General features: G+C 72.1%; 20 protein-coding genes. 10 read left to right on the top strand and 10 right to left on the bottom strand.

Going from position 1 to position 25,339, the window contains the following annotated elements; genetic code table 11:
- Window positions 1-11 precede the first annotated feature (11 nt).
- On the top strand, window positions 12-806 hold the full coding sequence (locus BLW84_RS09110) for an MBL fold metallo-hydrolase (protein ID WP_093263569.1): 795 nt from the start codon (window positions 12-14) through the stop codon (window positions 804-806).
- 3 nt (window positions 807-809) lie between these two features.
- On the opposite strand, the gene BLW84_RS09105 is transcribed toward BLW84_RS09110, so the two are convergent.
- The 3 genes from BLW84_RS09105 to dctA form a co-directional block, all read right to left on the bottom strand.
- Window positions 810-1,220, bottom strand: a complete 411-nt coding sequence (locus BLW84_RS09105; RefSeq protein ID WP_177226368.1) for an archease — start codon at window positions 1,218-1,220, stop codon at window positions 810-812.
- Entirely contained in the window at window positions 1,217-2,629 is a 1,413-nt protein-coding gene (locus BLW84_RS09100) for an RtcB family protein (RefSeq protein ID WP_093263564.1), read from the bottom strand. The genes BLW84_RS09105 and BLW84_RS09100 overlap by 4 nt, the downstream gene beginning before the upstream one ends.
- Before the next feature lie 82 nt (window positions 2,630-2,711).
- Window positions 2,712-4,049, bottom strand: coding sequence for a C4-dicarboxylate transporter DctA (gene dctA, locus BLW84_RS09095; RefSeq protein WP_093263561.1), 1,338 nt, complete (start codon window positions 4,047-4,049; stop codon window positions 2,712-2,714).
- A gap of 324 nt (window positions 4,050-4,373) precedes the next feature.
- Here dctA and BLW84_RS09090 point away from each other — a divergent pair, with 324 nt between their 5' ends.
- A complete protein-coding gene (locus BLW84_RS09090) occupies window positions 4,374-4,862 on the top strand; it encodes a GtrA family protein (protein WP_093263559.1) in 489 nt (162 codons plus the stop codon).
- A 23-nt stretch (window positions 4,863-4,885) separates the two neighbouring features.
- Here the strand turns inward: BLW84_RS09090 and BLW84_RS09085 are convergent, their stop codons facing one another.
- Together BLW84_RS09085 and BLW84_RS09080 are read right to left on the bottom strand one after the other, a co-directional pair.
- Window positions 4,886-5,692: an IclR family transcriptional regulator gene (locus BLW84_RS09085; RefSeq protein ID WP_093263556.1), complete on the bottom strand. Its 807-nt coding sequence runs from the start codon at window positions 5,690-5,692 to the stop codon at window positions 4,886-4,888.
- Between the two features lie 247 nt (window positions 5,693-5,939).
- Entirely contained in the window at window positions 5,940-6,815 is an 876-nt protein-coding gene (locus BLW84_RS09080; RefSeq protein WP_093263765.1) for a nuclease, read from the bottom strand.
- A 224-nt stretch (window positions 6,816-7,039) separates the two neighbouring features.
- Here BLW84_RS09080 and BLW84_RS09075 point away from each other — a divergent pair, with 224 nt between their 5' ends.
- Together BLW84_RS09075 and BLW84_RS09070 are read left to right on the top strand one after the other, a co-directional pair.
- Window positions 7,040-10,216, top strand: a complete 3,177-nt coding sequence (locus BLW84_RS09075; RefSeq protein ID WP_245761034.1) for an arabinosyltransferase domain-containing protein — start codon at window positions 7,040-7,042, stop codon at window positions 10,214-10,216.
- 187 nt (window positions 10,217-10,403) lie between these two features.
- Window positions 10,404-11,324, top strand: a complete 921-nt coding sequence (locus BLW84_RS09070) for an AEC family transporter (protein WP_093263554.1) — start codon at window positions 10,404-10,406, stop codon at window positions 11,322-11,324.
- 52 nt (window positions 11,325-11,376) lie between these two features.
- On the opposite strand, the gene BLW84_RS09065 is transcribed toward BLW84_RS09070, so the two are convergent.
- Window positions 11,377-11,892, bottom strand: a complete 516-nt coding sequence (locus BLW84_RS09065; RefSeq protein ID WP_093263551.1) for a lytic polysaccharide monooxygenase auxiliary activity family 9 protein — start codon at window positions 11,890-11,892, stop codon at window positions 11,377-11,379.
- 333 nt (window positions 11,893-12,225) lie between these two features.
- Here BLW84_RS09065 and BLW84_RS09060 point away from each other — a divergent pair, with 333 nt between their 5' ends.
- Together BLW84_RS09060 and BLW84_RS09055 are read left to right on the top strand one after the other, a co-directional pair.
- Window positions 12,226-12,579, top strand: a complete 354-nt coding sequence (locus tag BLW84_RS09060; protein WP_093263549.1) for a hypothetical protein — start codon at window positions 12,226-12,228, stop codon at window positions 12,577-12,579.
- Between the two features lie 113 nt (window positions 12,580-12,692).
- On the top strand, window positions 12,693-13,124 hold the full coding sequence (locus BLW84_RS09055; protein WP_093263546.1) for a protein-tyrosine phosphatase family protein: 432 nt from the start codon (window positions 12,693-12,695) through the stop codon (window positions 13,122-13,124).
- Window positions 13,125-13,133: 9 nt separating this feature from the next.
- Here BLW84_RS09055 and BLW84_RS09050 read toward each other — a convergent pair whose 3' ends face one another.
- Together BLW84_RS09050 and BLW84_RS09045 are read right to left on the bottom strand one after the other, a co-directional pair.
- Entirely contained in the window at window positions 13,134-13,796 is a 663-nt protein-coding gene (locus tag BLW84_RS09050) for a GDSL-type esterase/lipase family protein (RefSeq protein ID WP_093263544.1), read from the bottom strand.
- Window positions 13,797-13,848: 52 nt separating this feature from the next.
- Complete coding sequence (locus tag BLW84_RS09045; RefSeq protein ID WP_093263541.1) at window positions 13,849-15,369, bottom strand: FAD-dependent oxidoreductase; 1,521 nt, start codon at window positions 15,367-15,369, stop codon at window positions 13,849-13,851.
- A 144-nt stretch (window positions 15,370-15,513) separates the two neighbouring features.
- Between BLW84_RS09045 and BLW84_RS09040 the strand changes: the two genes are divergently transcribed.
- Window positions 15,514-18,951, top strand: coding sequence for an AfsR/SARP family transcriptional regulator (locus BLW84_RS09040; protein WP_093263538.1), 3,438 nt, complete (start codon window positions 15,514-15,516; stop codon window positions 18,949-18,951).
- A gap of 253 nt (window positions 18,952-19,204) precedes the next feature.
- Here the strand turns inward: BLW84_RS09040 and BLW84_RS09030 are convergent, their stop codons facing one another.
- Window positions 19,205-20,050, bottom strand: a complete 846-nt coding sequence (locus BLW84_RS09030; RefSeq protein ID WP_093263534.1) for an HTD2 family dehydratase — start codon at window positions 20,048-20,050, stop codon at window positions 19,205-19,207.
- Window positions 20,051-20,313: 263 nt separating this feature from the next.
- Here BLW84_RS09030 and BLW84_RS09025 point away from each other — a divergent pair, with 263 nt between their 5' ends.
- The 3 genes from BLW84_RS09025 to BLW84_RS09015 all read left to right on the top strand — a co-directional run bounded on the left by BLW84_RS09025 (window position 20,314) and on the right by BLW84_RS09015 (window position 23,564).
- On the top strand, window positions 20,314-21,513 hold the full coding sequence (locus BLW84_RS09025; RefSeq protein WP_093263531.1) for an MmgE/PrpD family protein: 1,200 nt from the start codon (window positions 20,314-20,316) through the stop codon (window positions 21,511-21,513).
- A gap of 28 nt (window positions 21,514-21,541) precedes the next feature.
- Complete coding sequence (locus BLW84_RS09020; protein WP_093263529.1) at window positions 21,542-22,711, top strand: acyl-CoA dehydrogenase family protein; 1,170 nt, start codon at window positions 21,542-21,544, stop codon at window positions 22,709-22,711.
- A 103-nt stretch (window positions 22,712-22,814) separates the two neighbouring features.
- Entirely contained in the window at window positions 22,815-23,564 is a 750-nt protein-coding gene (locus BLW84_RS09015) for a GntR family transcriptional regulator (protein WP_218157250.1), read from the top strand.
- Window positions 23,565-23,601: 37 nt separating this feature from the next.
- On the opposite strand, the gene BLW84_RS09010 is transcribed toward BLW84_RS09015, so the two are convergent.
- The gene (locus tag BLW84_RS09010) at window positions 23,602-25,290 is read right to left on the bottom strand and encodes a right-handed parallel beta-helix repeat-containing protein (RefSeq protein ID WP_093263524.1); all 1,689 of its coding nucleotides are present in this window, start codon (window positions 25,288-25,290) and stop codon (window positions 23,602-23,604) included.
- Window positions 25,291-25,339 lie beyond the last annotated feature (49 nt).

Raw genomic sequence — 25,339 nt, 5'->3', positions numbered from 1 at the left:
CCGCCACGACCATGACCGCGATGCCGATCTGCGCCACCTGCGGCACGCAGTACGCCCAGCCCCGGCCGGACTGCCCGATCTGCGAGGACGAACGCCAGTACGTGCCGCCGGGCGGTCAGCAGTGGACGGACCTCGCGGGTGTGCGCGCGGACGGGCGCACCGCGCTGATCCGCGAGCAGGGCGAGGTGCTCGGGATCGGCAGTGAGCCGAGGTTCGCCATCGGCCAGCGGGCGCTGCTGCTGCGCACCGAAGCGGGCAACGTGCTCTGGGACTGCGTGTCCTATTTGGACGACGAGATCATCGGCACCATCAACGACCTCGGCGGCCTGATCGGCATCGCGATCAGCCACCCGCACTACTACACCACGATGGTCGAGTGGGCCCGCACCTTCGACGTGCCGGTGCACCTGCACGCGAACGACCAGCAGTGGATCGGCCGCCCGGACCCGTCGATCCGGTTGTGGGAGGGCACCACCAGCGAGCTCGCGCCCGGGCTCACCCTGATCAACCTCGGCGTGCACTTCGCCGGCGGCACGGTGCTGCACTGGGACCACGGCGACGGGAAGCTGTTCACCGGCGACATCGTGCAGGTCATCCCGGACCGCGAGCACGTGGCCTTCATGTACAGCTACCCGAACCTGATCCCGGAACGCCCCAGCGTCGTCCGCCGCGCCGCGGAGATCCTCGAGCCCTACCGCTTCGACGCGCTCTACGGCGCGTGGTGGGACACGGTGATCCCCACCGGCGCGCACGAGATCCTCCAGCGCTCCGCCGCCCGCTACCTCCGCTTCGCCTCCGCGGACTGAGGCTCAGACGTCGACCGTCGCGGCGCAACGCCAGCCCCGGTCGTCGTGGCCGATGTGCAGGCCGTGCAGCGCAACGGCTTTGGGCGTCGCGCCGACGATCTCCGCCCGCGCCACGGCGACAACGCCCAGTTCCAGCGCGATTCCGGTGGGCGTCGGCGCGACGCCGATGTCCACCGGCAGCACGCCCTCGGCGTCGAGCAGGTAGATGATCTCGTCGAGCACCGAGAGCAGGAGCTGCTCGTCGGTGCCGGCGAGGTCGGCGGTTCTGGTGCTTTCCGGTGCGCCCGCCGGAAATTCGGCGAAGGACGACACCAGAGCACGGGCCGCCGCGGTGAGGCAGTCGTCCCGCGTCGGGCCCCACGCCTCGAACCGGATGTCGGCGGTGTGCGGCAGGAAGCGGAAGCCGCCGGTCACCCCTTCACCACGCCCAGCGGCACGAGCCGGGCGATCCGGCGGCACAACCCGGCTCCTTCGGCGACGGCGACGACCGCGTCGACGTCCTTGTAGGCGGTCGGCGCCTCCTCGGCCAGCCCGCGAGCGGAGCTGCCGCGCACGACGATGCCGTCGTGCTCCAGGTCGCGGCGCAGCCGGTGGGCATCGATGGTGCGGACCGCCTGGTGGCGGCTCAGCGTGCGCCCCGCGCCGTGGCACGTCGAGAAGAACGCGTCGCCGGTCGGCACTCCCGCGAGCACGTAGGACGCGGTGCCCATCGAGCCGGGGATCAGCACCGGCTGCCCCGCTTCCCGCAGGCCCGGCGGCAGTTCCGGGTGTCCGGGCGGCAGCGCCCGCGTGGCGCCCTTGCGGTGGACGCACAGCGTTCGCCGCCGGCCCGCAACCTCGTGCGCCTCGATCTTGGCGAGGTTGTGCGAGATGTCGTAGACGAGGTCGAGACCGCAGCCGGTCACCTTTTCCAGCACGTCGCCGGCGGCCACGCCGAGCACGTGGCGGTTCGCGCGGGCGTAGTTCGCCGCGGCCGCCATCGCGCCGAGGTAGGCGCGGCCGGCCGGCGAATCGACCGGCGTGCAGGCCAGCTGCCGATCGGGCACGACCAGGCCGTGGTCGGCCATGCTCTCGTCCATGCTCCGCAGGTGGTCGGTGCAGATCTGGTGGCCCAGCCCGCGCGACCCGCAGTGGATCATCACGCACAGCTGGTCGAGGCGGAGCCCGAACACCCCGGCGATGCCCTCGTCGTAGATCTCGGCGACGGCCTGGACCTCCAGGAAGTGGTTGCCGGAACCCAGGCTGCCGAGCTGCCCCAGGCCGCGGTCCCGCGCCCGCGCGCTCACCCGCCCCGGCTCCGCGTCGGCCATCACGCCGCCGTCCTCGCAGCGCTCCAGGTCGCGCGGCGTGCCGCGCCCCCGCGCGACGGCGTAGTGCGCCCCCTCTTCCAGCACTCGTTCAAGACCTTCGCGGGGCAGTTCCCACACCGCGCCGCGACCCGCCCCGCGAGGCGTCGCCCGGCTGAGCCCGTTCATGATCCGCTCCGCCGCGCGGCGGAAGTCCGACCGGTCCAGCTCGGCGGCCAGCAGCCGCACCCCGCAGGAGATGTCGAAGCCGACACCGCCGGGCGAGACGACGCCGCCGGCGAGCACATCGGTGGCCGCGACGCCGCCGATCGGGAACCCGTAGCCCCAGTGCATGTCCGGCATCGCGTAGGACGCGCCGACGATGCCGGGCAGCGTCGCCACGTTCACGACCTGGTCGAGCGCGCCATCGCCCTTCGGCGGCAGCAACCGCTGCGAGGCGAAGACGACCCCCGGCACGCGCATCTCGCCGTGCCGTTCGATCCGGAACCGGTACGGCGTCTCCTCGACGAGTTCCACCCGGACCTCCCGCGTCGCTCGACCCGGCAATACCCACCGGAGCCCGCGCCGACACGCGTCCGGCGCGGGCGACGACGGCGGGTCAGGCCTTGGCGGGTTCGTCCTCCTCGCGGCGGAGCGGGGGAGCGGACGCCGGGTCGGCGAGGGTGGCGACGGCCCGGTCGCGATCGAGCGCTCCGTCCCACTTGGACACGATGAACGTCGCCACGCAGTTGCCCAGCAGGTTGGTCACCACCCGCATGGTGTCCATGATCCGGTCCGCGCCGAGCATCAGGGCGACCGCGGCCACCGGGATGACGCCGACCGCCGAGGCCGTCGCGGACAGCGCGATGAACGCCGAGCCGGGGATGCCTGCCATGCCCTTGGAGGTGAGGATCAGCACCAGCACCACGGTGATCTGCTGCCCGATGGTGAGGTCCACGCCGACGGCCTGCGCCATGAACAGCGTCGCCAGCGACAGGTAGATGGACGCGCCGTCGAGGTTGAACGAGTACCCGGTCGGGATGACCAGGCCGACCGCTTCCCGGCGGCAGCCCGCGCGTTCGAGCTTCTCCATGATCCGCGGCATCACGACCTCGCTGGACGCGGTGCCCACGGCCAGCGCGAATTCCTCCCGCGTGTAGCGCAGGAACTTCAGGATGCTCAAGCCGGTGAACGCCTTGAGCAGCACGCCGAGCACGACGCAGAACAGCAGTGCCGCGCCGTAGCAGGCGCCGATCAGGGTGGCGTAGGTGCTCAGCGACGACAGCCCGTACTGGCCGATGAGGTAGGCCATCGAACCGAACACGGCGATCGGGGCCAGCCGCATCACGTAGCCGATGATCTTGAAGATGATCTCGCCGGTCTGCTCGATGAAGGCGAACACCTGCGGTGCGCGCCCGATCCCGATGTGCAGCAGCCCGGCGGCGAACAGCACCGCCAGCAGCAGCACCTGCAGCAGCTCGTTGTCGGCGAAGGCCGCCACCGCGCTCTCCGGGATCATGTGCAGCACGAACTCGGCCGGGCCGGGCATCTGCTCGCCGTGCGTCTTGGCGGTGACGCCGGAGGCGTCCAGCGTCGCCGGGTCGATGTTCAGCCCCGCGCCGGGCTGGACGAGGTTCCCGGCGACGAGGCCGAGGGCGAGGGCGGCGGTGGTGACCACCTCGAAGTAGATCAGCGCCTTGAGCCCGATCCGCCCGACCGACCGCATGTCGCCGGCCTTGGCGATGCCGACCACGACCACGCAGAAGATCAGCGGCGCGATCACCATCTTGATCAGCCGGATGAACCCGTCGCCGATCGGTTTGAGGGCGCCGCCGAACTCGGGCCAGAAGTGGCCGACGGCGATGCCGATGACGGCTGCGATGAGCACCTGGACGAACAGCGAGGAAAGCACCCTAGACACGCGGCCGCGCTGGACCGGCGACGTTGGCTGAGCCACGTCGTCCTCCCGATTCCTCAATGTGGAAGTATACTTCGAAAAAGTTCCAAAATTTCTGGGAGTGTGCGTGCCCGGTCGCCTGGAGTCAAGGGGGCCGGATCGCGGTCGGCGTCGATCTGCCGGCGTCTTCGCTCGTCGGCCCCAAGATCACCAGTTCGGTCGAATCCTGATCGGTGACGGGTCGAACACAATGGGTCACATGCTCCGGTGGGCCCGGGAGGGCGGCCGTCGTTCCCAGCGCTCTCCCAGGTAGTTCACGCGGCCCTCCCGCACGGCCGAACTAGCTTGATCGCAGATCCGAACCGTCGCGTTGGAGTGGGGTCGATGAAGGGCGTGGCTGCGCGCGAACCGAAGGCGATCGCCCCCGGTGCGGTCGATCGGGTTCGCCCGGCCGAGCGGGACGACGTCGTCGGCCAGGCGGTGCTGTTCACCGTCGTCGGCGCGCTCGCCACTGCGGCGAACGCGGTGCTTTACATGCTGCTGCGGGGCATCTTCCCGGTCGGCGCCTCGAACTTCTGCTCGCTGCTGATCACCACAGCGGCCAGCAGCGCGGCGCACCGGCACTTCGCGTTCGCCGCCCGCGACGAGCACCGGGGCCGGATGCACCTGCAGACCCTCGCGGTGTTCGCCTTCTACTGCGTGTCGAACAACATCGCGCTGGGCCTGCTGGGGCTGACCGTCGAAGATCCCTCCAGCGTCGCGGAGGCCGCTGCTGTCGCCGCGCTGAGCGTCATCGGCGGCACCACCCGCTTCGTCGTGATGCGACTGTGGGTGTTCAGCCGCTCAGCCCGTCACCGCGCCAGCTGGGAGTAGTGCGAGGCGTTCTCCCGGGCCGCTCACGGCCCCGAGCGTTCGTGGTGGGCCGTCGGCGGTAGGGCCGCGGCCTTCGGGGAACCGAGGGCTCGGGAGAGGCCGCGGGCGGCCGCCCGGACCGCCGGGACCAGCGCCATGAGGTCGCTGGTCTCGGCCGGGACCACGAGGGACAGCGCGGCGATCACGTTGTCCGCATCGCCGCGGACCGGGGCCGCCACCGAGAGGGTGGACAGCTCGATCTGGCGGTCGCTGATCGCGAAGCCGTTCTTGCGGACGTCGGCGAGCACCCCGCGCAGCCGTCGCGGGTCGGCGAGCGTCAGGTTCGTGAACCGCTTCAGCGGCCCGTCCAAGACCGCCTCCTGCAGCTCGCGATCGGCGTGCGCGAGCAGGACGAGGCCGACGCCGGTGGCGTGCAGCGGCAGCCTGCCGCCCGGCCGGGACATCACCGGCACGGCATCCCGGCCGGAAATGCGCTCTAGGTAGACGACCTCGTGGCCGTCGAGGACGCCGAGCTGCGCGTTCTGCCGGGTGGCCTCGTAGAGGTCGCCGAGGAACGGCATGGCGACCTCGCGCAGGAACGTGCCGCGCGGCGTCAACGCGGCGAGCTCGTAGATCCGCAGCCCGATGCGGTAGCAACCGTAGTCGTCGCGTTCCAGCGCGCCCCACCCGGCGAGCTCGCCGACCAGGCGGTGCGTCGTGGTCAGCGACAGGCCGCTCTGACGGCTGATCGCCGACAGCGTCAGGGACGGCCGCTCCGGGGAGAAGGTCTCCAGGATCCGGAACAGCCGGGACGCCACGCTCGGCGCTCCCGCCCCGCTGCGCTCGTCCACGACATCCCTCCCGGTGCTCCGACCGGCCCATTCTCACCCGGCGGGAGAAACGGGGCGAAACCCCCTACCGGGCGATGCGCCGCACGTCGCGCTCCGGATTCACCAGCAGCGCGAAGCACAGTCCGCCGAAGGTGACGAGGGCGCCGAACACCAGGAACGCGAGCGTGTAACCCGCCTGCGGGGTGCCACCTGGCTGGCGCGACCGGTGAACACCCGCACCGTCGTGTTGATCGGGATGGGCCGGTGCTCAGGCCTCGGTGAAGACGATCCGCTCCGGCTCGACCGTCAGGCGGATGTTCTGGCGGCGGACCTCGACGAGGGTTTCCAGCTCGGTGGCGTGGCCGTCCGGGACGGTGAACAGCCGGTCGTCGCGGGTGTCGAGGTACTCGGCGAACCCGCCCAGCGACGCCCCGCCGGACTCCTCCAGCTCGAAGTAGTCGGCCAGCCGCCGGAACAGCTTCGGCAGCAGCACCGCCTCTTCCTGGAGCTGCTCGCGGGAACGCACCCGCAGCCCTTCCAGCGTCGCGTCCGTCGCCCACACGCCCTGCTTCGCGTTCCGGGCGGCGATCGCGGCCTCCGCCATGCTCTGGCGCAGGTCGGGAAACAGCTTGGAGTAGAAGGTCGGGTACACCAGGCCCGCGGTCAGCAGCGCCTGATTCGCCGACGCCTGCAGGGCTTTCGGGTCCAGGTGGACGTCGCCGCCGTCGGTGGAGCGGCCCGGTCGCCGGCCGGGGAAGGCGAAGGCCACCGCCCGGCCGTACTTGTCCGCGAACCGGGTCAGGATGTGGCCGGGCGCCTCTTCCGGGGTGCTCGCCGTGACCGCGCCGTTGTCGTTGCGCTCGAAAGCGGTGAAACCCAGGTGCCGCAGCAGCGCTTCCGAAGCGGCGTTGGCCAGTTCGGCCGGCTGGTGCCACATCTCGCTGCCGCGCGCTTGCGGCCGGTAGTGCGTCTCCAGCGCGTCGATGCCCTCTAATCGGAGCTGGGCGCCGCCGCGCGAGTTCAGCCGCACGGACAGGCCCGCCTTGGCGAACGCCTTCGGGTCGGTGGGGTAGAAGCGGATCGAGTCGCCGTCGGGCGAGGCGCCGATGATCCGGAAAGTGCCTTTGATCAACGTGAAAGTCATTCTGATCACGGTAGTGAAGGCGCCGTCCGCAGTGGACCGCTTCCACCCGGACAGCCCAGCCCGCGCGCCGAGAGCCGCCTCGCCAACCACCGCGGCCGGGAAGATCGCGCTGCGTGCCGGTCCGGCTGCGCTGCGCGATGACGTTCCGCCGGTTGTCGCCTCGTCGGCGCGGCTCTCTAAGCTCTTCGGGTTGGGACTTTTCGGGAAGCAGAGGTGGCGGTCGCGTGACTGAGCGGTCCGTGCAGGTCACGCGTCGTGGACCGGCGTTGAAATCGGCGCGCCGCTGGGCGGCCGTGCTGGGCCTGTTCTCCGCGCTGCTGGCGCTCGCGGTGCCGTTCCTTCCCGTCGAGCACGAAATCACGACGCTGCGGTGGCCGACCGCGCGGGGCACCGAATCGGTGTCGGCGCCGCTGGTCGGGCACGCGCCGCTGTGGCTCGCGGCGGAGGTGCCGTGCGCGGCGGCGCGCAGCCTGGACGCGCGCATCGACGGCCCCGGCGTGCTGGTCGCCACGAACGCGCCGTCCTCGGAGTACGGCGGGCTGACCGGCCTCACGCTGCAGATCGACGGCGGGCAGGTCGCGCTGTGGTCCAAGGGGCACCAGGCCGGCACCGCCGCGCTGCCCGCGGGCGACTGCTCGATCTCGGTGCGCTCGGACGCCGACGGGACGGAGGCCGCGATGGGCGGTGTCGCGCTGGCCGCCGTGCCCGGCGACAACCGGCCCCAGCTGACTGGCATCTACTCGCAGCTCGACGCGGCGGTCGACGACGTTCGCGGCCTGTCCTTCGAGGCGCGGGTGGACAACCGCTTCGCGACCCAGGCGACGCCGCTGAAGGTCGCCGTGATGGTGCTGGCCGTCCTGGCGTTCCTCGGCTCGATGGTGGCGTTGCGGCGCATGGAGGTCCGCCGCGCGCCGCGCTGGGCGCCCGAGCGGTGGTGGCGGCCGAAGATCCGCGACGTGGTCGTCCTCGGCGCGCTGGGCGTGTGGTGGTTGATCGGCGCGATGACCGCCGACGACGGCTACATCCTGACCATGCTGCGCGCCTCCGACAGTGCCGGGTACGTCACCAACTACTTCCGCTGGTTCGGCAATCCGGAATCGCCGTTCGGGTGGTTCTACGAGCTCTACGCGCTGTGGGTGCAGATCTCGCCAGCGACGCCGTGGGTGCGGTTGCCCGCGCTGTTCCTCGGCGTCATCAGCTGGCTGCTCGTCAGCCGCGGCGTGCTGCCGCGGCTCGGGCAGCAGGTGCGCCGCAGCGAGTCCGCGGGCTGGGCCGCCGCAGCGGTGTTCCTGGCCTTCTGGCTGCCGTACAACAACGGCCTCCGCCCGGAACCCGTCGTCGTGGCGTTCTTCCTGCTCGCGTTGTGCGCGGTCGAACGCGCCGTGGCCACCCGGCGGCTGACGCCCGCCGCGCTCGGGCTGCTCGCGGCGGCGCTGGGCCTGGGCGCGAATCCGCACGGCATGGTCGCGATCCTGCCGTTCGTGGTGGCCGCCAAGCCGCTGCTCCGGCTGCTGTGGCAGCGGGTGCGGGAACGCGGCGCGCTGCCGGTGCTGGCTCCCGTCGCGGCGGCGGGGCTGGTGATCCTGGTCGGCGTCTTCTTCGACCAGACGCTGCAGTCCGTGCTGGATTCGGTGGCGCTGAAGACCAAGTTCGGGCCGAACGAGCAGTGGTTCGAGGAGCTCAGCCGCTACGACCGGCTGTTCGGGCCGTGGCCGGACGGGTCGCTGACGCGTCGATTCCCCGTGCTGCTGCTCATCTTGTGCATCGTGGCCAGCGGCGTGGTGCTGCTGCGCCGGGGCAAGATCCGGGGTGCCGCGCTCGGCCCGAGCCGCCGCGTGCTGGCGGTCGCCGCGCTGAGCTTCGTGGTGCTGGCGATGACCCCGACGAAGCACACGCACCACTTCGGGATGCTCGCCGGGATCGGCGCGGTGGTCGCCGCGCTGACGGCGCTGGCGACGAGCGCGGCGGTACTGCGGTCCCGGCGCAACAGGGCCGGGTTCTTCGCCGGGCTCATGGTGATCTGCGCGTTCTCGGTCACCGGCACGAACTCGTGGTGGTACGTCTCCGGTTGGGGTGTGCCGTGGTTCGACCGGGCGCCGAGCCTCGACGGGCGCAGCGCGAGCACGTACTTCCTGGCGGCCGCGGCGATCGCCGGCATCGTCGCCATGGTCGAGCACCTGCGGCACGACGAACTGCCGGTGATCACGCCGGAGGCGCGGCGGCGGGTGCTCAGCCTCGGCGCCGCCCCGCTGACGTTCACCTGCGCGGTCCTGCTGGTCGGCGAGGTGGCGCTGTTCGCCGCGGGCATGCAGCGGCAGCGCGACGGCTACAGCCTCGGCGCGGACAACGTCAAGCAGCTCGCCGGTTCCAGCTGCGGGCTCTCCGACTACGTCGGCGTCGAGACCGATCCGCGCAGCGGCGTGCTGGCGCAGTCGCACATCCAGCCGCGGGCCGAGAGCGCGGCGTCGGCGAGCCGCCGCACCGAGCAGAAGCCCGGCGACTACCTCGTGGCCGCCGCGACGGGTTTCCACCGCTTCGGCTACCCGGAGGGCAAGCACTGGACCCCGCCGTTCGGGTTCGGCGGCGACGACGCGCCGGTGTGGGGCACCTACGCCGCCGACGGGCCGCTCACCGGCGAGCTGCGCACCCCGTGGTTCGACCTGCCCCCGCAGGCCACCAGCGGCGAAGCCCCGGTGGTGCTGTCGTTCGGCGGCGACGCGACGGGCGTGAACGCGCTCGGCGTCGAATGGGGCCGGGACACCCCGGAGGGCTTCGAGATCCTGGGCCGCGTCGACGTCGCCCAGCTCAGCGGGATGTGGTTCGACCGCAGGTTCGTCGTGCGCGACGCGACCAAGGTCCGGGTGGTGGCCGTGGACCGCAAGATCGACTCCGGCGGCTGGATCGCCGTCAGCGCGCCGCGCGTCCCGCGGCTGACCAGCATGACGCAGGTGATCGGCGACGCGCCGACCTTCGTGGAGTGGACCGCCGCGCTGGTGCACCCCTGCCTGAACCTGGCGCGCCTGCACAACGGGGTCGCCGAGCTGCCGCGGTTCCGGGTGGCCGGCGGCGGGATCATGCGCGACATGGGCCAGAGCTGGTCTGCGCCGGGCGCCGGTGGCCCGTTCGGCTGGCTCAACGTGGCGGGCAGCGTGCGGACGATGCCGACCTACCTCAAGGGCGACCTGCACCGCGACTGGGGCACGCTGTACCTGGTGGACGCCTACGAGGCGGACGCGCTGCCTGCGGAGGCCGCGATGGAGGTCCACCGCGAAACGCATTGGGGGCTGTGGAGTCCGGGCCCGCTGACGAAGGCGGTGAAGCTGCCCGGCGGCGCGCCCAGCTCGACCGGTCGCACCGACATCCGCCCGCTCGAGGAGATTCCGGCCGGCGACGCCACGTGATCGGCTGTGAGCATCGCCATTCCGGCGAGGTAGCGGCGACCTAGATCGCTTAGGATCGCTAACCAACCAGTTGGAACCAGCCCGGAAGACGAAGCATGCCTCGCGCCCGAGAGCGGGTGGCCCGGCGCCGCCCGGCCGCCATCATCGTCCACTGTGGAATGCGTGCGAACCGGGGAGCGGAGGCGTCGTGTCCGGCGTGATCCAGGGCTTCGGCGTCATCGCCGCCATCGTGCTGATCGGCTACCTGCTGGGACGCGGCGAGCTGCTCGGCGAGAACGCGCGCGAGACGCTGACCCGGTTGTCGTTCTACGTCGGAACTCCCGCGCTGCTGCTGCAGATGCTCTCGGAATCCAACGTCTCGATCCTCTTCTCCACCCCGCTGCTGGTCAGCGCGTTGAGCACGTTCGCCGCAGCGGGCCTGTTCGTGCTGGTCGGCCTGCTGCGCAGGTGGAACATCCGGCGCACGACCATCGGCGCGCTGTGCTCCAGCTACGTCAACGCCGGCAACCTCGGCATCCCGATCGCCGTCTACGTGCTCGGCGACGCGAGCCTGATCGCGCCGGTGATGCTGTTCCAGCTGCTGGTCATGACGCCGATCGGGCTGACCGTGATCGACTTCTCGCAGGGCGGGGAGCGTTCCTCGGCATGGCTGCGGATCCTCGCGCCGTTCCGCAACCCGATCGTCATCTGCTCGCTGATCGGCGTCGGGATCTCGTTGAGCGGCTGGCGGATTCCGGCTCCGGTGCTGGAGCCGATCACCCTGCTCGGGCACCTGTCCGTGCCGACGGTGCTGCTGGCGTTCGGCATCTCGTTGCGCGGCAGCGCGTTGCCCGCGGCCGGCGCGGAGCGGTGGCCGGTTCTGCTGTCGGTGGGCCTGAAATCGGTGGTGCACCCGGTGATCGCCTGGGCGATCGGCGCGGGCCTGTTCGGACTGGAGGGCGCGACGCTGTTCGCGGCGGTGGTGATCTCCGCGCTCCCGGCGGCGCAGAACCTCTTCGTCTACGCCTCGCGCTACAACGTGGGCGTGCGGCTGGCGCGCGAATCGATCCTGCTGTCCACGATCCTCTCGGTGCCGGTGCTTTTCGCCGTCACGGCATTGTTGGGCTGACGTGCCCGTGCGTCTCCGGGTGGCACCCCGGAGACGCACGGCCCCTCGCCGGTCAGCCCACGTTGAGGTCGACGCAGGCGTAGAAGGCGTTGGCGGTGTCGGCGATGTTCCAGACGGCCAGCAGCTTCTGCTTGCCGCTCACGCCGCCGAGGTCGACGGTGTGGGAGAGGTGGTCCGGCGGCTGGGCGCCGTGGTCGTCGAACACCGCGACCCGGTTGCCGCCGATGAAGTACTCCCACGTCGTGGTGGAGTGGTTGGCGGTGATCGTCCAGTTGAAGTTCACCGTGTTGCCGACCTGCGTGGCCTTCCAGTCCTTGCTGTCGTCGTCGAGGTCGGCGAACCGGCCGTTCCCGCCGCTGCAGCTGGTCAGGCCCTTCGGGCCCTCGACGCTCTGCGGCTCCCACTTGATCTCGCCGCAGGGCACCGTCCCGGCGGCGCACTGGGCCTGGCGGCTCGGCGGCGAGTCGATGTAGCCGTGCGCGCCGGCGGTGCTGGCGGGTATCGCCACCAGGAAGGGCGCGATCGCCGCGCCGACGGCAGCGGCGGCGAGCTTTCGCTTCGAGTCCATCTCGGCTCCTTGTCGATGCGGCCGGTGTTCCCGGCCGTCAGACCCCCCGAAATCCGGGTCGGCGGTCGGCGAGCACGGCGCGCGGCGCCGGAGGAGCGGGAGGAAACCGGCCTGTCGACGACCGCCCATCGACCGGGCCTTCCCCAGGAGAACAGTGTGGTCTGGACCATACTGAAGGCGTCGGAATCCGGTCAACACCTGCGAAAACAGTCACCGCGATGGACCAGGACCACTCCGAGAAGTGGTCCGCCGTCGGGAATCGCGAAAATTGTCGGGGGTGCGCGGGAACATTCGGGTGTTCGCCGAAGTCGGGCCGTCGAGGGGGCGACCGGCATGAACCCGCAGCAGCACATCGCCGACGCTCGCGCCGCGCTGGGCGCGGCCGATCTCGGCGAGGCCGGTGATCCGGTCGTCGTCCTCGCCGACCTGGCGGCGATCGCCGAACTCCTCGGAGACCTGGCCGAACAGGCCCGCCGGGACCTGGCGAGCTGGGCGACCGTCGGCCCGCACCTGGCGCAGGCCGGCGATCACGCCGCCGCGCTGACGCGCAGCCTGCAACACGCCGGCGGCACGCTCGCCTACAACTACGGTGCCGCCGCGCGCGACGGCTCTCCTGCGGCCATGGGAGGCGTGACAACCTCTGCCGCCACCGGTTCCAGTCCACGACGTTCCGAAACGCGGCTCTGATCCCGCCGCCGCGACGGGAATCCTCGTGTTGTCCACTATGGATATAGGCGGGTCTGTGCGGCGCATGTGGACGGCTCACCGCGGGTAGTTCGCCCGCCGCGTAGGGTGGCCGGGTGGGTGACTTGTGGGATCCTGCCGGGCCTGGAGTGCTCCGGTTGCCGTCCGGCCGCCTCGTCCGGGGGCGCGGCCTGCGAAAGCCGCTGCCGTCCGGGGCGGCGCCGTCCTTCGGCGTCTACCTGCTCGGCAAGCCGCCGCCGGAGGTCGACTGGGAGAGCCGCTGGCTGCGCTGGCCGGACTTCCGCCTGCCCGGCGACCGGGCGCAGGCGCGCGAGGTCCTGCGCGAAGCGTGGGAACGCGCTGGGGCCGAGCGGGTGGAGCTCGCGTGTGCCGGCGGGCGAGGCAGGACCGGCACGGCGCTGGCCTGCCTCGCCGTCATCGACGGGGTCCCGGCGGGCGAGGCGGTCGCCTACGTCCGGGAACACTACGACTCCCACGCGGTCGAGACGCCCTGGCAGAAGCGCTACGTCGCCCGCTTCTCCGCCTGATCGATCGGGTCACGCGACCAGGCGCAGCCAGGCCGCCGCGAGCGCGGCGTGACCGGCCGGCGTCGGGTGCACGCCGTCCGCGGCCCAGTGCTCCGGCTTGGTCGTCGCGGCGAGCTCGGCGAACATGCCGTCGGCGGCGAGCAGGTGCGCGCCGTACTTGCGGGCAAGCTCGCGCACGACCTGGATCTTCGGGTCCAGGTCGGCGCGCCATTCCTTTCGCTCGTCCTCTCCGATGAGTGCGGCACCGGCCTCGACGACGCCGTGGATCGGCAGGAGGAACGGTTCGATGAGGATCAGCTTCGTGCCAGCCTCGGCGAGGGGCGCGAGCAGGCGGTCATAGCCCGCTTCGAACTCCTCCACGGGGATCACGTACCCCTTCGGGTCGATCGTGTGCCAGCCCATGTCGTTGACCCCGACGAGGATCGACACCAGGTCCGGGCGCGCGTCGAGCACGTCTGCCTGCCAGCGGGCTTCGAGGTCCATCACCTTGTCGCCACCGTTCGCGGTGTTCAGCCAGGTCACGGGCCGGTCCGGGTGCCGGAAGCCCCACTCGCCCGCGACGCGCAGCGGGTAGCCGAACCCGAGGCCCTCCTCGCTCGCCAGCCGTTGGCAGTCGGTGATCGAATCGCCGGTGAACAGCACGGTGCTTCCCGGTCGGAGGGTGATCGTCATGTGCGCTCCTTGAACTCGGTTGCGGAAAAGAAAGGGAACGGGGGCGGCTGCACTAGATTTCCGGGCTGCCGAACCACTGGCGGGCGGCTTGCTCGAACGCTTCCCGATCAGGGGCGCGATCACCGGCCCAGGCGACGACGCCGTCAGGCCGGACGAGCACGGCACCCAGCCCGAGGTCGTTCTTCGCCGTCCCGCCCGCATAACGCAGCCGGTTCTCCCAGCCCGTCGCCGAACCGTGCAGGCGGCGGTCGGCGCTGAAATCGAGGGCGACGCCGCGTCCGTCCTGCATCAGGTCGCCGAGGCGAGTGCCGTCCTCGAGGCGGAGGTCCGGGGCATTACGGCCGACCAGCGACCGCTCTCCGCCGAGCTCGTAGCGGATCGCCGAGCCCGACAGCTTTTCGAACACGTAGGTCGTTCCGTCACGGGTCCCGATCAGGTCGCGGATCAATCCTTGGACCGCCTGGCCATGCGGGTCCGGTCGCATGGCCATCGTCTGGGCGCGCGTCCAGTCGAGCACCCAAGTGCCGATCGGATGGCGCTCGCGGGTGTAGGTGTCGAGAAGCCCGTCCGGCGCGTGCCCGTGCACGGTCGCCGCGAGCTTCCAGCCCAGGTTCATGGCGTCGCCGATACCGGTGTTGAGTCCCTGCCCGCCGAGGGGGGAGTGGATGTGCGCGGCGTCGCCCGCGAGCAGGACGCGCCCAAGCCGGTAGGTCGTCGTCTGCATGGCCCGGTCGGTGAAGCTCGAGGCGAGGTGGACTTCGCTCAGCGTCACGTCGGTGCCGGACACGCGGCGCAGAACCGCCTGGAGGTGCTCGCGAGTCGGCTGCTGCGAGCGATCGAACGCGCCGCCGTCGAAGTCCATCATGCCGATGTGCCCTTCCGCGGGCATCTGGACGTACATGCCCGTCGGCGTCAGGTTGAACCCCGGGCTCAGCTTCTCGGGATCGGCGATGGTGGCGAGCACTACGTAGCCGGTGAACTGCGGCTCGGTGCCGACGAATTCGAAGCCCGCGAGCCCGCGCACCGCGCTGCGACCGCCATCGCAGCCGACGACCCAGCGCGCCGCGTACTCGTGCTCGCCGGCGTGCACGACCACGCTCTCGTCGCCCTGCGTGATGGCCGAGACCGCGACGCCGCGCCTGATCTCCACGCCGAGCTTGACGGCCCGCTCGGACAGCACCGCCTCGACCGCTTCGAGGCTTGTCATCACGCCCTCCGGCGTCGGGCTGGGCAGCCGGAGCGGCAGGGCGGCGACGTCGACCTTGGCCGGATCGAGCACCATGCCGGCGAAGTGGCCCACGCTGCGAGGAGGTGACGGTTCGTCCGCGTCGGGCTGCACGCCGGGATCGTCGTGGACGCCCGACGCCGTCAGCAGCGGGTGCAGCATCCCGCGCCGGTAGAACGCCTCGACCGAGGTGGCGGACAGGCCCCGCATCCCGAGCGGGTCCGCCCTCCACGGCGAGCGGGATTCCGGCTCCCGCTCGAGCACCAGTACGGAGCAGCCCGCGAGGCCGAGCTCGCAGGCGAGGAACAGACCAACCGGGCCGGCGCCCACGATCACCACGTCTTGCACGAGAATTTCCCTTCCGAAGCTGTCGTCCAGTTCTCTTCGGACGCAAGGCTGAAACGGGCCGCTCACACGGGGCACACACGGCGCTGGCATGGGGGCACGCCGCCCTGATTCGGGGACTCGGGATGTGTGCGCGAAGATCGGGGAATGGACGGGGGTGCGCGGCTTCGCGTTACGCTGCTCGGCGCCTTTCAGGCGTCCAGAGGTGAGGCCGCCCTGCCCGTTCCGGGTGCGCGGTTGCAGGGACTGGTCGTACGGCTGGCGCTCGCCGGCGGCCGGGCGGTCGAGCAGGGCGTTCTCGTCGATGCGATCTGGGCCGAGGATCCGCCGGCCGGCCCCGCCCACGCCCTGCAGTCCCTCGTCTCGCGGCTGCGCCGGGCCCTGGGTTCGGCCGGCGACGTCGCCCAGCTCGCGGGGGGCTACCGGCTGGCGGTGGACGCCGCGGACGTGGACGCGCTGCTGTTCGAGCAGCTCGCCGCCGCCGGTCGTGACCGCCTGCGTGCCGGCGACCCGAATGCCGCAGCGGCCGTGCTCGGCGAGGCAGTGGCGCTGTGGGGCGACCGTCCCGGCACCGAGCCCGCGGTCGTCGCCGCGGTAGCGCCCGCCGCCGCGACCCGGCTGGCCCACGCCTCGATCGAGGCCGTCGCCGACCTCGCCGACGCCGAGCTGGCGCTGGGCCGTGCCGACGCGGCGGCCGCCCGCCTGGCGGCCCTGCTCGCCGAGCACCCCGTCCACGAGCGCGCCGCCGCGCTGCTCATGGACGCGCTCGCCGCCCAGGGCCGCCAGGCCGAGGCCCTCGCCTGGTACGAGCGGGTCCGCGAAACCCTGTCCGACGTCCTCGGCACCGACCCGGGCGCCGCGCTGCGCGAGCGCCACCTGCGCCTGCTGCGCGCCGAGCGGCCCGCTCCCGCCGCTGCGCAGACCCGGCCGCGCGACCTGCCTGTGCCGCTGACCAGCTTCATTGGGCGCGACGATGATCTCGCCCGGATCGAAGCGCTGCTCTCCGCCGGGCGCCTGGTCACCGTGCTCGGTCCCGGCGGCGCCGGCAAGACCCGCCTCGCCGTCGAGGCCGCCCGCCGCCACCGGCACGAGTACCGCGACGGCGCCTGGCTGATCGACCTCGCCTCGGTCACCGAGCCCGCCAAGGTCGGCGCGGCACTGCTGGCCGCGATCGGGCTGCGCGGCTCGGCGCTGTTCGAGGCTTCGGCCAAGCTGCGCGGCGACCTGGTCGGCGAGCTGGACGTGCTGGCCGACCAGCTGGACGGCCGGGAGAGCCTGCTCGTGGTGGACAACTGCGAGCACCTGATCGACGCCGTAGCGCACCTGGTCTCGGCGCTGCTGGCCCGCTGCGCCGGGCTGCGGGTGCTGGCCACCAGCCGGGAGCCGCTGGCGATCGACGGCGAGGCGCTGGTCCCGCTCGGCCCGCTCACCCTGCCCGAGCCGGACGCGGACGTCGAGCAGGCCCGCCGCATGGCGTCGGTGCGCCTGTTCGCCGAGCGGGCGGCAGCGGTGCGGCCGGGCTTCGACGTCGACGAGCGCAACCTCGGTGAGGTGCTGCGCATCGTCCGCAGTCTGGACGGCTTGCCGCTCGCGCTCGAGCTGGCCGCGGCCCGCTTGCGCACGCTCTCGCTGGCAGACCTCGCCGCCGGGCTGTCCGACCGGTTCCGCCTGCTCGCCACCGGCAGCCGGACCGCCTTCCCGCGGCACCGCACGCTGCGGGCGGTCATCGCGTGGAGCTGGGACCTGCTCGGCGCGGACGCGCGGACGGTCGCGGAGCGGATCTCGGTCCTGCCCGGCGGCGTCACGCCGGCCTCGGCCTCGGCCGCCTGCGCCGGCGCCGAGGTGCCGGCCGGTGAGATCCGGGAGCTGCTCGCGGGCCTGGTCGACCGGTCGTTGCTACAGCTCGCGCCGGACACTGGCCGGCACCGGATGCTGGAGACGATCCGCGAGTACGGCCTGGAGAGCCTGGCCGAGCAGGGCACCCTGACCGGCGTGCGGGACCTGACCGCCCGTTACTTCGCCGAGCTGGTCGCCCGTTACGACCCGCAGCTGCGCGGCCCCGAGCAGCGCGACGCACTCCACGTGCTGCGCGCCGAGTACGACAACGTGCTGGCCGCCCTGCGCCACCTCTGCGACACCGGCGACGCCGACGGCGCGATCGGGCTAGCGGTGAACCTGACCTGGTACTGGCAGATGCTCGGCCGGCACCCCGACGCGGCGTACTGGCTCGGCGAGGCGGTCGCGTTACCGGCCGAGCGGCCGAGCGTGGAGCGCGACATCGCCGAGGGGATGCTGCTGCTCAACAGAACCGCCACCCAGAGCGTGCTGCACCACGACTCGATCGAGGAGCGGCGCGAGGACCTGCGGGCGCTCACCGACCGGCTGCTGAGCTATCCGGAGTTGCCGGGCTTCGGCGGCGCGCTGACCGCGATCAGGCTGGCCTCCCTGGCGGAGACCGAGGCGTCGTCGGCGATCGTCCAGCGGCTGGTCGACGGGCCGGACGTGTGGTTGGCCGGGCTGGCCCGCATGTTCCGGGCCCAGTCCGCCGAGAACGAGGGCCGCCTCGACCAGGTCCGCAGCGACGTGACCGCCGCCCTGGAATGCTTCACCCGGGCGGGCGACCGCTGGGGCCTGGCCACGGCGCTGCCGCTGCGCGCGCTGCTGCGGCAGTACGACGGCGATCTCGACGGCGCGCTGGCCGACCTCACCGAGGCCAAACGGCTGGCCCGCGAGTTCGGGTCGCTCAGCCTCAGCGACGAGATCTTCATCGACCTGCGCTGGACGGATCTGCACGTGCGGCTCGGCGAGACCGCGCGGGCGACCGAGATGATCGCCGCGACCCGGGAGCGCGCGCTGCGCTCGTCGTCGCCCGAGATGGCGATTCTGCTCGATGTGCGGGAGGCCGACCTGTCGGTGCGGAGCGGTGACCTGGACCGGGCGCGCGAACTGATCGAGTCGGCCGAGGCCGGGCTGTCCGGGCAGCTCTCGTTCAGCGGCGACCACGGGCAGGCGCTGGTCGGCGCGGTGCGGGGCGCGCTCTGCCTCGAGCTCGGCGACGGGCCGGGCGCCGAGAAGGCGCTGATCCGCGCGTACGCGTCGGCGGTCGACAGCAACGACATGCCGATCGTGGCGACGGTGGCGGTGACCGTGGCCGGTCTCGCCGCGCTGTACGGGCGGGACCGTGACGTGGCCGTCCTGCTCGGCGCGGCGGCCCGCCTGCGGGGCGCCCACGACCGCACCGATCCGCAGGTCCGCGGGCTGAGCAGTCGCGGCCGGGCCGCGCTCGGCGACGAGCATTTCGCCGAGGCGTACGAGATCGGTTGGCAGCTGGCCGTTCCGGCGGCCCGGACCCAGGCCGATCCGGCGCGGCTGCGCCATGCGGCGCTGCCCGCGGCGGACAGCGCCGCGCCTCCCGAGCCGAGCGGCGCGCAGCCGCCGGGGAGGCGGACTTCGCCGTCCGGCTACGCGCGGCCTTCCTTGAGGATCTTCTCGGCGAGTTCGACCGCGACGCGCCGCACGCCGTCCGGCAACTCGCCCCGCCCCGCCGCCAACGACAACTCGTCGAGCAGTCCCACCACGACGTAACGCTCGTACGGCACGATCAGCGCCCGCCCGACGGCCGCTTCGGCCTGCTCCCGGCGGGCTTCACCGCGCAGCTTCTCCGCCGCTGCCCGCAGCAACTCCCGTTCCTGCCGGCGCCGCCAATCCCGAGGCCCGGTCATCGCCTTCGGCCCCGCCCGGGAGAAGGTGATTGCGCAAGCAAGTACTCGAACACGCGTTCTAGTCTGGCAGGGTCGCCCCTTGATCGCATCTCGCCGCTGACCTGCGGCGAAGCCGGTCAGCGAAAGGTCACCGACGCCTCGGCCATCACCTGGTCCGGCTCGGTCCGCACGGTCATGCTCCCGTCCGGCCCGCCGCAGACCAGCACCGGATCGCCGGCGAACACCGGGCGCCGCAGCCGGTAGGCGATGCTCGCGATCTCGCGCTCCGGTTCCCGCTGCCGGGCCAGCTCGCTCATCAGCAGCACCAGGATCGGGCCGTGCACGACCAGCCCCGGGTACGCCTCGACCTCGCGCGCGTACGGCGCGTCGTAGTGGATGCGGTGCGAGTTCGCGGTCAGCGCGCTGAACCGGAACAGCCGCACCGGGTCGCCGGTGAAGGGCTGCTGCCACGCCGCGTCCGAGGCGGGCAGCGCGGTGGGGCGCGGCGCGTCCGGGCTCTTGGCGGCGCCTTCGCCGCTGCGGTAGACGAAATCCTGCTCCTCGACGAACCGGACCTCGCCGTCCTGCCGGTACTCGCCGCGCACCGTCACGAACGCCATCTCGCCGGAACGGCCCTGCTTGACCACCACGTCGGCCAGCGACGACGTGCGCTCGGCCGGGACGCCCAGTCGCAGCGGGCCGGAGATCGTCAGGCGGCCGCCGGCGAACATCCGGCGCCGGTCGGGGATGGGCGGCAGGAAGTGGCCGCGGGCCGGATGCCCGTCCTGGCCGAGCTCGCCGTGCCGCGGCCAGCTCAGGAAGTGCACCCAATGCCAGAACGGCGGCAGCGCCTCGCCGGCGGAGAACTCCGCCGGCGTCTCCAGCACCGCGGCCAGCGCCCGCGACGGCTCGGGGGACAGCGCGTCCGCCTCGGCCAGCGGCTCGGGTCGCCAGCCCTGCAGGTAGGTGTCGAGACCGGGCACGGGTCCTCCTTCCGGTCCGGGCCCGCGCCGGCCCGGCCGCTGCGCTGATTGGGCCGTACAAACTGTGGGCAAGTCTGTGCCCGCCGCCGCGCGGCGTCAACGACGGGGTTGTGGAGTCGGCGGTGATTCCGCCAACAGGTCGCGTTTTCCGGCGAACGGCGACGGGCCTTGACCGGGCGATGTATTTGGCCGTACAAAGGTTAGCGTCCGGCTGATCGACGTGGCGACGCCGCGGGGCGTGGCGCGCTGGCGGAAAGGTCCCCATGGCATCCATCGCTGAGTCCCTCGCGCAGTGGGCCTCCGAGCTCGAACCGAGTGCGGAAGATCTCGCGCTCGCCCAGCGCTCCCTCGTCGACACCGCCGCGGTCACCCTGGCCGCCCGGAACCACCCGCTGACCGAGATCGCGGCCGGGCTGCCGGACGCGGCGCGCTGGGCGGCCATCGGCCACGTGCTGGACTTCGACGACCTGCACATCGAGTCGACCACGCACATCAGCGTCGTGACCGTCCCGGTCGTGCTCGCCACCGGCGGCGACGCCCGGGCGTACCTGGCGGGGGCGGGCGTGATGGCGCGCCTCGGCGGCGCGCTGGGCTGGTCGCACTACTCGGCCGGCTGGCACGCCACCTGCACGGCCGGCGCGCCGGCCGCCGCGGTCGCGGCCGGAATCGCGCTGGGCCTGTCCACCGAGCAGCTGGCGACCGCGATGGCGCTGGCCGTCCCGGCCGCGGGCGGCGTGCAGAACGCCTTCGGCACCCACGGGAAGTCGCTGCAGGTCGGGTTCGCCGCGCAGGCCGGGGTCCGCGCCGCCGAGCTCGCGCGGGCGGGCGCGACGGCGGACCCGAGCGCGCTGGACGCCTGGCTGGAGCTGGTCGGCGGCACCGGCCGGCTGGACCTGGCGGGCCCGGCGGTGCCCGGCGGCCTGGCCATCAAGGTCTACCCCTGCTGCTACGCGATGCAGCGGCCGATCGCCGCGCTGCGCGACATCCGCCACGACATCCGGGGAGCGGTGCGCGGGGTGCGCGTCAGCACGCCGGAACCGACGGTGAAACCGCTGATCCACGACCGGCCCGGCACCGGCCTGGAGGGCAAGTTCAGCCTGCCCTACGCGGTGGCCACCGCCCTGCTCGACTGCTACCCGGACTTCGCCGCGTTCACCGACGACGCCGTCAACCGGGAGAGCGCCCAGCGCCTGCTGCGGCAGGTCGAGGTGTCCTACACGCCGGGGGAGGAGGGCCTGCTCACCGGCGAGGTGGACATCGAACTCGAACACGACGGACCTGCCCTGCGGGTGAGCCTGGCGCAGCCACCGGGCGCGCCGTCGAGGCCGCCGACCGAAGCGGAACTGCGGGAGAAGTTCACCGCCTGCGGCGAGGACGTGCCGGGGCTGCTGGCGGCGGCGGACTGGAAGTCGGTCCGCGAGCTGCTGCGACAGTTCTTCCCGCGCACGGGCGACGTCGAGTGAGGATTGAGCACCACAAGGGAGCGATGCATTGAGCACATTGGACATCCTCAGCGCCGACGAGAAGCTCGCCGTGGAAACGGTGCGCGACTTCGTCGACAAGTCCGTCAAGCCAGTGGTGCAGGAGCTGGAGCACTCCAACACCTACCCGGAGGCCCTCATCGAGCAGATGAAGGCACTGGGCATCTTCGGGCTGGCGATCCCAGAGGAGTACGGCGGCACACCGGTTTCCACGCCCTGCTACGTGCTGATCGTCGAGGAGCTGGCCCGCGGCTGGATGAGCCTGGCCGGCGCGATGGGCGGCCACAGCGTGGTGTCCAAGCTGCTGCTGCACTTCGGCACCGAGGAGCAGAAGCGCAGGTACCTGCCGAAGATGGCCACCGGCGAGATCCGCGCGACGATGGCGCTGACCGAGCCCGGCGGCGGCTCCGACCTGCAGGCGATGACCACCAACGCCCGCAAGGAAGGTGGGGGAGAGTACGTCGTCAACGGCGCCAAGACCTGGATCACCAACTCCCGCCGGTCCGGGCTGATCGCGCTGATGTGCAAGACCGACCCGGCCGCGAACCCCGGCCACAAGGGCATTTCCATCCTGCTCGTCGAGCACGGCCCGGGCCTGACCGTCTCCCGCGACCTGCCCAAGCTCGGCTACAAGGGCGTGGAGAGCTGCGAACTGTCCTTCGAGGACTACCGAGCCCCGGCCTCGGCGCTGCTGGGCACCGAGGAGGGCCGGGGCTTCGCGCAGATGATGAAGGGCCTGGAGACCGGCCGCATCCAGGTCGCCTCCCGCGCGCTGGGCGTGGGCAAGGCGGCCCTGGAGGACGCGCTGCGCTACGCCCAGGAGCGGGAGAGCTTCGGCAAGCCGATCTGGCAGCACCAGTCGGTGGGCAACTACCTGGCGGACATGGCCACCAAGCTCACCGCCGCCCGCCAGCTCACCCTGCACGCAGCCCGGGAGTACGACGCGGGCCGCCGGGTGGACATGGAGGCGGGCATGGCCAAGCTGTTCGCCTCGGAGGCGGCCATGGAGATCGCGCTGAACGCGGTGCGCATCCACGGCGGCTACGGCTATTCCACGGAGTTCGACGTGGAGCGCTACTTCCGCGACGCGCCGCTGATGATCGTCGGCGAGGGCACCAACGAGATCCAGCGCAACGTCATCGCGGCCCAGCTGGTCAAACGCGGCGGCCTCGACGCCTGACGCCGGTGCCGGCGATTTCGGCGGTGCGGCCCGCCGAAATCGCCCCCGGCGGCGCGGCGGCGCGGGTCCGCTACGGTCGGGGGCGACAAGCCGGGAGGTGACGGTGGCACAGCGGACCGATGGCCGGGAGAGCGCGTACCTGCGCCTGGCGCGGGAGCTGCGGGCGGCGATCCTGCAGCACGACTACCCCGAGGGCAAACGGCTGCCCACCGAGGCGGAGCTCGCCGAGACTCACCGCGTCAGCAGGCAGACGGTCCGCCGCGCCTTCCAGGACCTCGTCGCCGAGGGCATGGTCTACCGGATCCCGGGGCGCGGCACCTTCGCGGCGCTGCGGGAAGAGCAGTACCTGCGCCAGTTCGGCTCCATCGACGACCTGATGGGCCTGTCGATCGACACCACGATGGAGCTGATCACCCCGCTGCGCCAGCAGGTCGACCTGGACGCCGCGGGCCGCCTGCGGCTGCAGTCCGACCGGGTGCACACCCTGGAGTTCCGGCGGCTGCACGACGACGTGCCGTTCTGCCTGACGACGGTGTTCCTGCCGCCTGCGGTGGGCAAGCTCGTCGAATCGGTGCCGGAGCTGACCGAGCCCGGCGCGCGCAGCGGCGTGACGATCATCGGGCTGCTCGACGACCGGCTGACCGACCCGATCGCGGAGGCGGAGCAGAGCATCACGGTGGGCTTGGCGACCCCGGAGATCGCCGAACACCTCGGCTGCGAGCCGCAGCGGCCGCTGCTGCGGATCGACCGCATGTACCAGTCGACGACGGGTCAGCCCGTCGAGCTGGCGGTCAGCTACTTCCTGCCGGAGCACTACTCCTACCGGGTCCGCCTCCGCCGCAACGTCCGCTGAGCGCCCGGGCGCACCCAGCGGACGGTGCGCACCGGGTTCAGCCGCGCGGCGTGCGGCCTGCGGCCGTCATGATCCGGGCGACCGACGGATCATCGCCGAAGGCGTCGGCCGGCAACGTCGTGTTGTCGGCCAGCGTCACGCCTTCCGGCGGTTCGCCGGGGTCGGCGTCCCAGAAGTTGCCGATGAACGCGACGTGCTCCAGCGGCGGCGACACCTCCAGCGCGACCGGGCTGTCGGCCCGGTGGACGACGTTGCCCTGCACGGTGACCCAGGCGGCGCCGTAGTCGGTGTAGAGGCCGAAGTTGTAGGACGTGATCGTGTCGCGGACGACGTTGCCGCGGATCAGCGCCCCGTCGGCGTGCGAGGTGCCCTGGCTTCCCGACAGGTAGATGCCGCCGCCGTCGGCCAGCACCTGCATCGTGTCGTGCACCAGGTTGTTCAGCACCTGCGTGCCATGCCCCTCGTAGACCACGATGCCCGCGTGCGGTGCGTCGTTGACCTGGTTGTGCGCGATGACCGCGTCCCGGGTGCCCGACAGCAGAACGGCCGGCGAACCGCTGTAGTCCTGTCCGATGTGGTGGATGTGGTTGTTCTCGATCCGGTGGCCGCGGGCGCCCTCGCCGATCACCAGGCCACCGCCGGACACGTCGTCGATCACGCTGTCCCGCAACGCGTTTCGGTCGCCGGCACCGCGGAATTCCAGCGCGACCGCGCCCAACCTCGTGAACCGGCAGCCCTCCAGCACGACCCGCGAGGAATTCTCGAAGACCACGTTGCCGGGCATGGCCGAGGCATCGCCGGGGACGACGACCTGCCCTTGACCGTCGGCGAAGACGATCGTGTGGAGCGGACCGCCGTCGTGGTAGCCGTTGCCGTGGTAGTGCAGGAAGCCCTCCGGCGAGCCCGGGCGCAGCCACGTCGCATCGGCGAAGGTGATGCCGCGGAAGGCGATGTCGTGCACGTCTCGGGCGTGCAGCAGGGTTTCCAGCACCGGGGCCACCACGGCGTCGTCGAGTTCCTCGCCGGGCCGCGGCAGGTAGTGCAGGACCCCATCGGCGAGCGCGAAGGCGCCCTCGGTCAGGAACGCGGGGCTGTTCTCGGCCGAGGTCGGGTTGTCGAGCCCGTTCTGCTCGCCGGCGTTCGGGTCGTCCCAGGTGATGACCGAGCGGTACAGCTGCGCCGCCCAAGCGAAAGCGGGCTGCGCCATGGTGATCGTGGTCGATTGCTCGTCGCCCGAGATCCGCGACGCCTGGCAGCGGGCTTCGGACCAGGGGTAGGCGCCCCGGTAGACGAACTCGACCTGGCCCTCCCAGGACCGGTGCGCGGGGTCTGCGCTGACGTAGCCGGTCTCGGTCCTGACCAGCCCCTGGTCGAGCGCGATGGCCGCCCGCGGCGCGCGGCGTCCGGCCACGTAGAGCTGGCGGGTCGCCAGTCCGGGCACCGATGCCCGGCATACCCCGTCATCGTCTTGTCGCCAGCCGTTGATCTGCCGGCCGCCGCTGATCACGACCTCTTCCTGCGCTTCGGTGCCGTATCCGAATGCCTGGTAGACGACCCCGGAATCGGCGGCCGAGAGCGAGAACGTTCCGGTGAGGCGGTAGGTGCCCGCCCGGAGGTTGACCACGGAGCCCGCGCTCGCCGCGGCGCGGGCCCGGTCCAGTGTGGCGAACGGCCGCTCGATCGTGCCCGGGCCGGAGTCGTCACCAGAAGGATCAACGAAAATCATCAAGATGCCTCTCTTGTGTATGGCATACACTTCGGTTTGTACCACGAAT

The sequence above is a fragment of the Saccharopolyspora shandongensis genome (assembly GCF_900106995.1).
Classification (GTDB): domain Bacteria; phylum Actinomycetota; class Actinomycetes; order Mycobacteriales; family Pseudonocardiaceae; genus Saccharopolyspora; species Saccharopolyspora shandongensis.
This window is presented reverse-complemented; position numbering and strand designations above follow the sequence as displayed.